This window comes from Acetivibrio mesophilus (assembly GCF_004102745.1).
GTDB lineage: Bacteria > Bacillota > Clostridia > Acetivibrionales > Acetivibrionaceae > Hungateiclostridium > Hungateiclostridium mesophilum.
This window is the reverse complement of record NZ_RLII01000011.1, coordinates 15,162-27,692: the sequence shown is the minus strand read 5'-3', so window position 1 is coordinate 27,692 and position 12,531 is coordinate 15,162. Positions and strand designations below refer to the sequence as shown.

Genomic DNA, 12,531 nt, shown 5'->3' with positions numbered 1-12,531 from the left:
AGCTGCGCAGTCTAATGGCATAGAATTTCTTTGAACATTGTACCAAAATTTATGCTCCTAATGCAAACATTGCAAAATTATTGGCAGAATGAATAAGTATACATGTCAATAAAGAGTCTGTTTTCTTTAATAACACCGCCATAAGGATGCTGAAAAGAAAAATAAAAGCTATGGAATTCACCATGAATCCCGGTATAAATAAATTACCATTTACGTACCACTTGGGAAAGTGAATCAACAGAAATAATAAGGCGGTTACTGCATTGGCATATTTTGACCCCATTGCCTCTTCAAACTTCTGCAACAAAAATCCGCGGAATACGATTTCCTCAGTAAATCCTACGAGCAAGACTCCGCCTATCCACGAATCCAGCTCGAAAAAGGGGTTAAATTGCAGTGTACCATTTGTCAGCAATCTGCTGACAGTAACATATATAATAATTACAACTCCGTACAAAGACCCGTACACAAGACCACGCAATTTATTTTTTCTAAGCTTTATATAGTCCCAGGGATCTTCCTTGAAAAGGTATTTTAGCAGAACCAAAACAGGTACTGTCCATGCTCCAAGCTTTATGAGATTACCTCCAACCAGATTGATAAGATACGGGCCCTTTTCAATAATCGGTTCGATGAATATAGAATACACAGCCCAAAAAAGATAGAATGCAATCAGGTATGGTATTAAAGCTTTGATTATGTAGCTTTTTTGCTTTGAATCAACCATAAAAACTTCTCCATTACAACGCATAGTTTTTTATAGGAATTATATCATATCACTATTGAATTAGGCAAACATAATAAAACCCGGCCAAATTATATCATTTGAACCGGGTTTTGCAGACTTGTCCATCCGTATAAAGACTTACGCAATCCCTCAATACTCTACATTTTGTCGGGTGCTGTTATGCTCAATAACTCAAGTACATTCTTAATAACAATTCTTGTACTGTCCACAAGTATCATTCTTGCATACATTAAGTCCTCACCTTCACCCTTTACCCTGCAGGCATTGTAGAAGCTATGGAAGCTCGATGCAACATCATGAACATATCTTGTAAGCCTGCTCGGTTCTAAAGTCTGGGCGGAAATTCTAATCTCCTCAGGATATTCGGAAAGCTTTTTCATTAGCTCAATTTCTTCAGGAGCTTTCAACAGTGTCAGGTCAGCAGAACTAACCTCCGGCAATTTAAAGCCTTCACTTTCCAAAAGCTTTAGCATATTACAGCTTCTTGCGTGAGCATACTGAACATAATAAACCGGATTTTCGTTGGATTTTTTTACTGCAAGGTCCAAATCAAAGTCTAAGTGATTACCCGATGCTTTCGTATTAAAGAAAAACCTAGCAGCATCCCTTCCAACTTCCTCCAAAAGGTCGGTTAAAGATATTGCTCTTCCTGTCCTCTTGGACATTCTAGCTATCTCACCGTTCCTGTAAAGGCGTACCAACTGAAATATCACAATATCAAGCTTGTCCGGATTAATTCCAAGGGACTTTACGGCACATTTCATTCTCCCGGCATGTCCATGGTGGTCTGCTCCCAACAAGTTTATTACCCTGTCAAACTTACGCTTTAAAAATTTGTTGCGGTGATAAGCTATGTCCGCTGCAAAATATGTAGGAATCCCGTTATTTCTGACAATTACCTCATCCTTCTCCGCACCTAAAGCAGAAGCCTCAAACCAGATGGCTCCTTCCTTTTCAATTGTATAGCCGTTTTCCTTAAGAATATCCAATGTTTCCTGCACTTCACCGTTGTCATACAAGGACTGCTCCGAAAACCAAACATCGAACTTAACGCCGTAGCTTTCAAGGCCATTTTTTATGCGTTCAATATTTTTAGGTAAAGCATATTCTACAAGGGCTTTGCGCCTTTCTTCACAGTCAACATGAAGGAGCTTGTCCCCATTTTCCTCAATATATGCCTTCATATGGTCAATGATATCCTCGCCATGGTAGCCGTCCTCCGGAAACTCTATGGCATCTTCACCCTGCAAAAGCTGGATATACCGAGCTTCAAGAGAAATACCGAATTTCTCAATCTGATTTCCGGCATCGTTAACATAGAATTCCCTAGTTACATCATATCCGGCTTTCTCAAGAACACTGGCAATACAATCTCCCAATGCTCCGCCTCTGGCATTGCCCATATGGAGAGGGCCGGTAGGATTGGCACTGACAAACTCAACCATAACCTTCTGTCCCCGGCCTATATCCAACCTTCCATAGTTCTCCTTCTCCTTTTGAATGACTTTTAAAACGTCATACAGCCATGTATTCGTAAGAAAAAAATTGATAAACCCGGGACCTGCCATCTCAACTCGCTCAATATATGTCTTACTAATGTCCATATTTTTAATTATTATTTCTGCCACCTGTCTGGGGGCTTTTCTTACCGTTTTTGCCGCCTGCATGGCAATATTGGTTGAAAAATCGCCATGTCCCTTCTCCTTTGGAATCTCTATAATCAGCTCTTCTACCGTAAATTCGGGAAGTTCTCCATTTTGAACCGCCTTTAATATTGAGTTTTTAACTGTTTCATCAATTTGCTTCTTTATAGTCTCCACTACATTCGTCATTTAACTGTCCTACCTCTCTAATAAACATATGAAAATCGTTTTCTCCGCTTTTATTATCATCTATTTCAAGTTTATAATCAACCTTAACTTCTCCACCCTTGTCATCAACATTTACAGTAACCGCACGGGCAGTAACCTTCATGGTAAACGTACCGTACTGCGTATCATAATAGGATACGTGTTTTTGTCCTTGTTCGAAAATAAACTGAGTATTGACCGTACCAAACCTCATCAATGTCACAATGCCGTCGGAAATTTTGAGGGTAGTAGTTGTACCCTCCATACCCGTCACTTCACTTTCCTTATATGTCACATAATAAGCATTGCCCTTTTTATAGTATTTACCTTCCGTAACAAGCTCCAGTACATTTTTATCCTTATTGTCGGAAGTCTGAATCCCTTTTACTGAAATAATAACATTTTTATTCATAGTTTACCGCCTCCATTTTCGTCGGGGAACATTTTTGTCCCTCCAGAAATATTTAAATACTTTCCTGCTTCTAATACATAAAATATTCTCAATTGTTAAGCTACTTTTTAGCAAATCTAATATCTCTCAATATCAATCTTTTCAGCAGAATGTATTTCATGATTCAAAATGGAATTGCCCAGAGATTCAAACTTATAAACACTGTCACTGGTATAATACCTGTATACAGGTGCTATTTTTTCGTCTCTCATAAGATTATTTTCATTTATCATCTCCTTTACTACCTTTGCTACTTCTAATGCTGAACTGACCAATTTAACATCATCCCCCATTACCTTTGAAATGGTATTGTGCAAAAGGGGATAGTGGGTACATCCCAAAACTAATGTATCAATATTTTTTTCCTTCAACGGCAGAAGATATTCCTCTACAATCCTTAGGGCTATATCATTATCCCACCAGCCCTCTTCAACCAGAGGTACAAACAATGGGCATGCCTTCTGATAGATTTCGACTTCGGGATCGAGCCTTAAAATAGCCTTCTCATAAACCCCGCTAGATACCGTTGCTACAGTACCGATTACCCCAATCTTCTTGTTTACTGTCTCCCTGACAGCAGTCATCGCTCCGGGTCCGACAACCTCTACTATCGGAATATCAAAACTATGCTTAACCTGATCCAGGCTACATGCGCTTGCAGTGTTACATGCAATTACAATCATCTTTATATCCTGGTTCAGCAGAAACCGGATGTCCTGAAATGTATATTTTACTACAGTTTCTTTTGACTTAGAACCATAGGGTGCTCTCCCGCTATCTCCGAAATATACTACACTTTCCTGAGGCAATAAAGTTTTTATCTCCTTTAATACAGTAAGACCACCTAAACCCGAATCAAAAACGCCTATTGGTCTGTTATCCATAGTATTTTCCCCCAACTATAATACGATTAAACCACATAGTTCTTTATCTACTCATCATATTCTCTCGAATTGTCCTTGTATCTTTCAATAGCCAGTTCAATAAGCCTTTCAATAAGCTCCGAATAGGGAATACCGGATGCTTCCCAAAGCATGGGATACATACTTATACTTGTAAACCCGGGCATGGTATTAATTTCGTTTATATATACTCTGCCGGTTTCCTTATGCACAAAGAAGTCAACCCTTGATAGTCCCGCACAGTCCAAAGCCTTAAAGGCCTTTACTGCATAATCTCTTATCTCTTCAATAGTTTCTTCCGGAAGATCCGCAGGTATCTTTATCTTGGAACTGTTATCAATGTATTTTGCCTTATAGTCATAAAACTCGTTGCCTGGAATAATTTCTCCCACCGTTGATGCTATAGGATCATCATTACCCAGCACAGCACATTCAACTTCTCTTCCGTTGATAAATTCTTCAATTAGTACTTTTCTATCATATTTTGCTGCATAAATCAATGCTTCTTTCAGCTCATTTTTATCATGTGCCTTTGTGACACCCACAGAAGAACCGGCATTGGACGGCTTTACAAATATTGGGTATCTGAACTTTTCCTCTATTCTGTCGGCCACACTGTCTATATTCGCAGCAATCTCTTTTCTTGTAAAATACAGATAGTCCGCTTGTGGTATTCCTGCTTTTTCAAAAATTATCTTTGCATAAATCTTATCCATTCCCACTGCCGAACCCAACACTCCACAACCCACATAGGGTATGCCTGCCAGTTCAAAAAATCCCTGTATGGTCCCATCTTCACCGTTGCAACCGTGCAGAACAGGAAAAACCACATCTATCTTTTTACCTTTTTCATCGTTCATTGAGGCTGTATCAAGCTCACCTGCGTGATCTACCCGACTTACTATGTTATCTATCAAGCTTATCTTATCGGTAATACTTCTTGTCCTATCCTTTAGTGAAATTTGCTCCCACTCTCCGGAAGGAATTTTATCAATAGGCCCGCTGTATGGAAGCCATTTGCCGTCTTTCGTAATTCCCATCATTGAAACATCGAATTTATCTGAATCAATGTTCTTTAGTATGGATGTTACAGATATTCTTGAAACTTCGTGCTCGGATGACTGTCCACCAAAAACAATCAGCACTCTCTTTTTGTCGCCCATATATTTTCTCCCCTTATTTTTTGGATGCAAAGTACTAGTAAATATATATTTCTCATTTTACTATTTAAGTACACCAACTTCAAGATTTACGACAAAATACTGTACGCTATTAGAATATTCTAAAAAAAGCACAATATAAATAGCAGCTAGGCCTACCATTAATGAGGCTATTTATTACTTTAGACACCGTTTATGGTCGCAAAATGAATGCAAGATGCCTAATGCGTTGCCAATAATTGCACTTTCAAACTTGAGAAAAACAAAATAAAAGAATTAACCGAAAATTCAAACTACTTTAAAACATGATTTAAGGCAAATAAAAAAATATGCAATATTCGAGATGAGTATACATAACAAGTGCCATAGTTTTATTATACCATAGCACTTATCCCATGTCTATACACTAAATAACAAGGTAAAAAAATCATTTATTGCTAATACTGCGCTAGTAAGAATAAAAGCTCGGGACATCGAGTCCCTTCACTTTTGCCTCTTCCATTTCATTCCAAAAGGCCAAATATAGGGTCTTCCTATCAAATAGAATTGAGGAAGACCCTTTAGTATGATTAATTATTATAGTTATAAAATCTATATACCCAACAACCACGTTGCAGTTGTGAAATATATAATAAGAGCTACAGCATCAACTACAGTTGTTATTAGCGGACCTGCCATAATTGCAGGGTCTAACCTGAGTTTTTTTGCCATGATAGGAAGAATCCCTCCAATAACTTTGGCTAGCACAACTGTAAAAAATAAAGTTATGCATACCGTTACGGATACCAGCAAATCGGCTTTTTCAAAAAAATATATCCTTATAAAATTCACAGCAGTTAGCGCTATTGCTACAAGGCAACTTACCCGCAGTTCTTTCCACAGAACCTTTAAAGCATCTCTAGCCCTTATTTCTCCTAAAGCCAATCCCCTTATTATAAGTGCCGATGATTGGGAACCAGCATTTCCACCAGTGTCCATGAGCATTGGAATAAAGGAAGCAAGAACTACAACCGTCTGCAACACTTCATCAAATTTCCTTATAATATTTCCTGTAAAGGTTGCAGAAATCATTAACACCAAGAGCCAAGTTATTCTATTTTTCGCCAGTATCAATACACTTGTCTTTAAGTATTCTTTCTCAGAAGGCTGCATAGCCGCCATTTTCTGAAAGTCTTCAGTATTCTCTCGGTCAATAACGTCTATAATATCATCTATTGTCACTATTCCAACCAGTCTACGCTCATTATCAACTACGGGCATTGAAAGAAAATCGTATTTTTTAAATAATGATGCAATTTCTTCCTGGTTTTCATTGGTATTCACATATATAACATCTGTTTGCATAATGTCTTTAATTACTACCGACTCTTCACTTAATATTAGCTTTCTAATTGATATTACGCCTTCGAGTATTCTATAATCATCTAAAATATAGCATGTATCAATTGTCTCCTTGTCTATCCCTGTTTCTTTGATGTGCTGTAAAGCCTGCTTTACTGTCATTTCCTTCTTCAAATCAACATACTCTATAGTCATTATGCTTCCGGCCGAATCTTCAGGATAGTTCAAGAATTGATTTATAAGTGTTCTCGTTGTTTCATCGGTATTTTTAAGAACCTTTTTTACAATGTTTGACGGCATTTCTTCTAAAAAGTCAATTGCATCGTCAAAGAACAATTCATCTAGAATATTTTTGATTTCGCTGTCGGTAATGGATTCAATAATATACTTTTGAATTTCATATGGTATATATGAAAAAACACCCGCTGCCACATCTTTTGGCAGTATTCTGAATATCACCAATAGCTTCTGTTTGTCCATTTCCTCAAAAAGCTGGGCAATATCAACCACATTCATATCCACAATTTTGCTTCTTACTTCGGCATAATTGCCTTGCTCAATAAGGTTTAGAATCATTTCTTTCATTGTGTAGCCTCCTTTAATAGAGCCACGCTATCTGATTGGTAGTTATGGCTCTAAATATATTATGATATTTTCTTTTGATACAATAGGGTAAAGATTCAGGATCCATAACTACCACCTCCTTAAAAATATCCTACTTTCTTAATGTTGATATATGAACTACCCCAACTTATCGAATAGCTATCTAAGCTACTGTTTTAAAATCAGACTTTCGAATATCGAAATATAATTTGCACTGCAAATACCAAATAGAATCAATGCTATGACTAGAAACACCAAGCCTATCCATCTATAGGAGCGGTATTTTTTAGATTTCTTCTTGCCTGTGCCATACAACTCTTCAGCTAATGCCTGCTGTTCACTGTAAGTTCTAAGTCCTCTTCTCTTCATTTCTTCAAACAACTCTGTAGTGTTTATTCTTTTTGAAGAATTGTTGTTCGTCTTCTTGTAAACCACATATGTGCCCGCAACCTTATCATGCAATGACTGTCTCTTTCTACTAGCTAACACCATAATAATGGAAATAATCGAAACAGGAGTTATCACATCCACAAGCTTAACCAGTGCCCTTAAAATCACTTTGAGAATACTACCCTTGCTATCACTGACTACTTCAATGCCGAGGATCAACTTTCCAGGCGTGGCAGATAAACTAGAAGCCACGAAAGCGATTTCATATATCAGGAACAATATCCCATATATAAGCCAGTTCTCCAAAATAAAATCATAAATTAAACCAAATGAATCTTCAGTTCCACTAACTATTGCTTCAAGAAATTCATTAAAAGATACCCCTATGCCCAATAAATTCAAAACCAATATCATTCCATAATTAAATGCAGCAAGTATAAATAAGTCAAGAAACCAAGCAAAACATCTCCTAAATGATCCACTAACACTCATCTTTTCTTCCCCCTACCTCAACTAAATATAAAATTGTTCAAACCCTTTAAATTAAAGCATCACCTTTTATTTTTTGACTTCACTATTATAACAAAAGACTAAAAGAAATGCTATACTTTGTTAATTGCATATAATATATAGTATAATATACTTGTCAGTAATGTATTGCGGTGTCTAACCCATACATGATATAAATAGAATAAGCAAATGGAGGAGAATATAATGCCTTTTTATGATTTGAAATGCTCAAAATGCGGACACGAGTTCAATGTAATGGCAAAAATGAGCGAACGATCGGAAAAACTTATTAAATGTCCCGAATGCGGCAGCAACGAGCTTGAGGCTGTGTTCAAAAACGTGAATATTGTACAATCCAGAAAATCTGAAGGCGGAGAATGTCCTAATATTCACAGATGCGGAGGATGCTGCAATCACTAATGCAGCCCCTCCGCATTGGACTCTATATAAATTTCGATTATTCAAGGTATTCTATGTATGTTTCTTCAAATTCATCACTAAAGGCCTCTTGAGATTCTGTTCCATCGGAAGTCTCATCGTAAGTTTCCTGCCATTTTTCGTCGTCCGAGATTTCTCCTGAGGTCTCTTGCGTCTCACTACCCTCTGGCGCCTCAATAAACACTTCTTCCTCATCCACTATCTGTGCATCTGTTTCGATGCCTTCATCTTCCATTTCACTGCTGGCACCGGCGGCATCCTTACTACCGGAAGAAGTATTATCCTTTTTGTCCGAAGTATTCTCATTGCTGTTTACAGTCCCTGCCGGTTCCACCTTGTTACTAATCAGCTGTGCACTTCTTGGAAACTCAGTATTAAATTTGAAATTCCCTTTATACTCAGAAGAGGACTTTCCTTCTATCAAAAATTTTACTTTACTTATCTCCTTAAGCTCTGTCAATGAGTTTACTATGGAATATATTGTCATTCGTTCTTCAGCTTTCCCACCCGGGTGATTATCTCTGAACTCCTTTGAAAAATCAACAATAGCAACATCTCCATCAATCTTTATTTGTGAGCGAAGTTTACTCCCCTCCGGTATGGTGGCCTTCATTCCTGCAACCTTCGGTCCTTTAATCAATTCGTTGACAATTATCTCGGCAAGATGATTCACGCTTTTTGTGGTTTCGCTAACCGGTATATATCTTATCTCCAGCTTTAGTTTGGAATTATCATCATTAGCAAAATAAAGACGTATTGGCGCTTTATTCGAGATCTGCTCCGCATCAGCTTCACTCAATACAATACTGCTGGCAACATACGCATCTTCGTTATCTCCTAGCCCAAATTTGTTAGTATCTGAACAACCTGAACCAAAGGATAATATTATGATGCATACAGAAATAATACATAAAAGTCTTCGCATTTAACCGGACACCTCACTATAAATTCTTTATAGGATATTTTTATGCCGGTGAGACTTCCAGTATTCTTATCCAAATAAAATCTTATCCAACTTCCTCTGCAATGGAGACTGTAGAACTTGTCCCAAGTCTTTCACATCCTGCATTTATAAACTGTACTGCCTGTTCAAAGGTTTTTATTCCTCCTGATGCCTTTATCTTCATGTCAGGTCCCACAGCTCCCCTCATAATACATATGTCTTCAAGAGCTGCTCCTCTGCCATTAAATCCAGTAGAGGTCTTCACAAAATCCGCCCCCACCTCCTCTGCAAGTTTGCACGCCTGCACTTTGTGATTGAGGTCAAGGAGGGCTGCCTCGATAATTACCTTTACAATGGCACCTTTCTCATGGGCAACAGATACAACCCCTTTGATATCATCTCTTACATAGTCATAGTCCTCCGCCAAGAGCTTACCGATATTTATTACCATGTCCAGCTCTTCTGCTCCATTTTCTATAGCTTCCACCGCCTCATATACCTTGCAGGCAGTCGTTGTTGATCCGTGGGGAAAACCAATGACAGTACTAACCTTTACATCTGATCCCTTTAATACCTCTCGGGCTAATGCCACATGGCATGGCTTAACACATACTGAAGCAACCCCGTATTTGACTGAAATCTCACACTCTCTCAAAACGTCAGCATCTGTGGCGTCCGGTTTCAAAACTGCATGATCAATCATTGAAACTACTGTTTTTATATCCAAAAGACCTTCATCCTCTCTAAGAATATTGAATTAACAAAGAATTCTACAAGTTTCATTCTTCATTATTTTGTCATACTCGTACAAATTCTCGTTATCCTGTTTATTTACCCATTTTAGCAAACAAAGTACCTATTTTAAATCTTTATCTTCTTTGCATGCCCCAAAGTTTTTTCAAATTCAGCTTTTGTACCTCTATCCTTTTCAATTATAGATTTTATAACCTTTCTATATTCTTTTAGAGTTAATTTCTCCTTTAGCCCTAATTCTAAATAGTGAGGATTTATTGTACCTTCCCTCATAAATACTTTCTCGTTTTTATTTTTATTATCCTCTACTAATTTATAAACATAATCTTTGCTAGTATCAACAAGATAAGTATTTTCTCCATTATCTATAATTGTGTTTTATCTAGAATATATTCTATTTATTGACATTATATATGCATACTATATATTTTGCAATAAACATTTTCATTACTTACAGATATTGCAATAGAAACGTGCATTAAACCGGATTTGACTAATACCTATGAAACAATAACATAGGTTTTAAGTAACATAGAAATGGTAAAAAGCCCAACTATAAAAGTAGAGCTTTAGTACTTTATTTGTATATAAGTTGCCAAAAAGGAGTCTTGTCATTCTAAATTAACATTATAATCATATTGCTTTAGTATACCTGTCTGCAAAGGAACTGGCACAATAGCTGTCCGGCTTTATTTTGGGTATAAAATTAAGTCCGCTTACCATACCTACCATTTCATTTATGAGTGCTTTTGTCTCTCCTTTGGCCCCAATATCTATATGAAATTCAAAAGTTATGCCTTTAGCGCCGGATTGGCCATCTTTTCCTAAAGCCTTATATATATGATCAATCTTTTCTTCATCAAACAAGTACGCCAATTGAAGACTTATGCATGTCTCCATATAGATTTTTTCCCGCAGGTTCTTTATAGGTCTTGCCATCAGACTTTTGTGAAGAAACCCAATAGCCCCTTTTCCAACCCTGTGAACATGAATGCATGTAACAAAAAGAGTGCTATTCCCGACCTGAGAGTCAGTCCCTATAGAAATTTTATATGAGCTATTGGTGTCTGCCTTGACAAACTTAATAATTTCATCAAAAGCCTCTTTGAAAGTAACATCACCTTTTCCAAGGCTGCGGAAAATGCTATTTTCGTTCAATTCTACAGTATTGCCTGACAGCATTTTTCTCCCTCCATCCCTATAAAGCTTCAACAGTAAGCTTTTTGATAATTAAAAGTTCGGGACATCGAGTCCCTTCGCTTTGGCCTCTTTCATTTCATTCCAAGAGGCCAAATAAAAAAACCCAGTGACAAAGTCACAGGGTCATAGACATAGTATTAACGAAGGTACCATGTTCGAGGAAATCGACATACAGGTGCCGCTTAAAAATATGCTTTTGAATACTTTTTACACCCATAGCTTTCATCATCCTTTCACACAAATACCTTAATAATTATATTATCACACATAAAACTCAAATTCAATCATCCACATTATACCATATAAGTGTCATAAGCAAACGCTGCTATTTAAGATTTATAGGCTTTTCACATATTCAATCATTTTCTTTCCTGCAAGAGCTCCCTGGCCCACAGCCGTTGCTATCTGCTTAAAACCACCGGTACAGTCTCCTGCCGCAAACAGCCCTTCAAGATTTGTCTGCTGATTCTTATCAACCACAACGGCGTTCCCTTCAACAATTATCCCAAGCTTTCTGGCAAAATCAACGCTAGAAGGGCTTTCATACGCGATAAACAAGCCATCAATATCCTCGCTGGTGCCGTCCTTAAAGAAAATCTTCTGGAGGAATTCGCCTCCATCAATCCTATATATATCCTTTGTGTTAATCTCAAATCTTTCTGCAGCCTCAATAAACTTTTCGGACACTTGGAGCTCTTTACCGTTGGTATATATTGTTATATTCTTTGTAAAAGAAAGAAGCTCCATAGCTTCATGCACCACATAATCCCCGGCACCTACAACTCCCACCTTAAGATTGTTGTAGAAAAAGCCGTCACAGGTAGTGCAATAGCTTATTCCCCTTCCTTCAAAGGCTTCCAGATTCTCAATTCTCAGCTTTTTTTGCGGTTGTCCGGTAGCTATAAGTACAGCTTTCGCAGTATAGCGATTGTCAGAGGTCAAAATTTCGAAAAACTCATTTTTTTCAATACTGATTACTTCACTGTCAATTATCTCAGCTCCCAACCTTGCTGCCTGTTTTTCGCCTTCTTTCAAAAGCTGTTCTCCGCTTACAACCTCTGAAAAGCCATAGTAATTCTCTATTTTCTCCGCTTTTATAAGAGCACTGTCGCCCTTGCCTATAACCAATGTTTTAAGATTTGCCCTTACGGTATACAGCGAAGCGGAAATCCCTGCCGGACCTTTTCCTATTATTATCACGTCGTACATAAGTATTTGTCCCCCACTTTTTTATCTAACATT

The 12,531-nt window shown here is 37.6% G+C and carries 13 protein-coding genes; 1 reads left to right on the top strand and 12 read right to left on the bottom strand.

What is annotated here, in order from left to right; genetic code table 11:
• Nucleotides 1–49: 49 nt before the first annotated feature.
• The 7 genes from EFD62_RS09685 to EFD62_RS09655 form a co-directional block, all read right to left on the bottom strand.
• Nucleotides 50–727 (bottom strand): CPBP family intramembrane glutamic endopeptidase, encoded by a 678-nt coding sequence (locus EFD62_RS09685; protein WP_069194927.1) that lies wholly within the window; start codon nt 725–727, stop codon nt 50–52.
• Between the two features lie 158 nt (nt 728–885).
• Nucleotides 886–2,580 carry an arginine--tRNA ligase gene (gene argS / locus EFD62_RS09680; protein ID WP_069194928.1) on the bottom strand — a complete coding sequence of 565 codons (1,695 nt, stop codon included), beginning with the start codon at nt 2,578–2,580 and terminating at the stop codon, nt 886–888.
• A complete protein-coding gene (locus EFD62_RS09675) occupies nt 2,543–3,010 on the bottom strand; it encodes a DUF1934 domain-containing protein (RefSeq protein ID WP_069194929.1) in 468 nt (155 codons plus the stop codon). Before EFD62_RS09675 ends, argS begins: the two co-directional genes overlap by 38 nt.
• Nucleotides 3,011–3,126: 116 nt before the next feature.
• On the bottom strand, nt 3,127–3,933 hold the full coding sequence (gene murI / locus EFD62_RS09670) for a glutamate racemase (protein WP_069194930.1): 807 nt from the start codon (nt 3,931–3,933) through the stop codon (nt 3,127–3,129).
• Nucleotides 3,934–3,980: 47 nt separating this feature from the next.
• The gene (locus tag EFD62_RS09665; protein ID WP_069194931.1) at nt 3,981–5,114 is read right to left on the bottom strand and encodes a D-alanine--D-alanine ligase; all 1,134 of its coding nucleotides are present in this window, start codon (nt 5,112–5,114) and stop codon (nt 3,981–3,983) included.
• Nucleotides 5,115–5,702: 588 nt separating this feature from the next.
• Nucleotides 5,703–7,037, bottom strand: coding sequence for a magnesium transporter (gene mgtE, locus EFD62_RS09660; protein WP_069194932.1), 1,335 nt, complete (start codon nt 7,035–7,037; stop codon nt 5,703–5,705).
• Nucleotides 7,038–7,223: 186 nt separating this feature from the next.
• Complete coding sequence (locus EFD62_RS09655; RefSeq protein WP_128706038.1) at nt 7,224–7,937, bottom strand: RDD family protein; 714 nt, start codon at nt 7,935–7,937, stop codon at nt 7,224–7,226.
• 222 nt (nt 7,938–8,159) lie between these two features.
• On the opposite strand from EFD62_RS09655, the gene EFD62_RS09650 reads away from it, so the two are divergent.
• Nucleotides 8,160–8,375: an FmdB family zinc ribbon protein gene (locus EFD62_RS09650; protein ID WP_069194934.1), complete on the top strand. Its 216-nt coding sequence runs from the start codon at nt 8,160–8,162 to the stop codon at nt 8,373–8,375.
• Nucleotides 8,376–8,412: 37 nt separating this feature from the next.
• Here the strand turns inward: EFD62_RS09650 and EFD62_RS09645 are convergent, their stop codons facing one another.
• From EFD62_RS09645 to EFD62_RS09630, 5 genes are all read right to left on the bottom strand, one after another.
• The gene (locus tag EFD62_RS09645) at nt 8,413–9,318 is read right to left on the bottom strand and encodes a GerMN domain-containing protein (RefSeq protein ID WP_069194935.1); all 906 of its coding nucleotides are present in this window, start codon (nt 9,316–9,318) and stop codon (nt 8,413–8,415) included.
• A gap of 82 nt (nt 9,319–9,400) precedes the next feature.
• The gene (gene deoC, locus EFD62_RS09640; protein WP_083225175.1) at nt 9,401–10,063 is read right to left on the bottom strand and encodes a deoxyribose-phosphate aldolase; all 663 of its coding nucleotides are present in this window, start codon (nt 10,061–10,063) and stop codon (nt 9,401–9,403) included.
• A 134-nt stretch (nt 10,064–10,197) separates the two neighbouring features.
• Nucleotides 10,198–10,362: a hypothetical protein gene (locus EFD62_RS17480; protein WP_155522890.1), complete on the bottom strand. Its 165-nt coding sequence runs from the start codon at nt 10,360–10,362 to the stop codon at nt 10,198–10,200.
• A 360-nt stretch (nt 10,363–10,722) separates the two neighbouring features.
• Nucleotides 10,723–11,271 (bottom strand): ribonuclease H-like YkuK family protein, encoded by a 549-nt coding sequence (locus EFD62_RS09635; protein ID WP_069194936.1) that lies wholly within the window; start codon nt 11,269–11,271, stop codon nt 10,723–10,725.
• Between the two features lie 354 nt (nt 11,272–11,625).
• Nucleotides 11,626–12,498 carry an NAD(P)/FAD-dependent oxidoreductase gene (locus EFD62_RS09630; RefSeq protein WP_069194937.1) on the bottom strand — a complete coding sequence of 291 codons (873 nt, stop codon included), beginning with the start codon at nt 12,496–12,498 and terminating at the stop codon, nt 11,626–11,628.
• Nucleotides 12,499–12,531 lie beyond the last annotated feature (33 nt).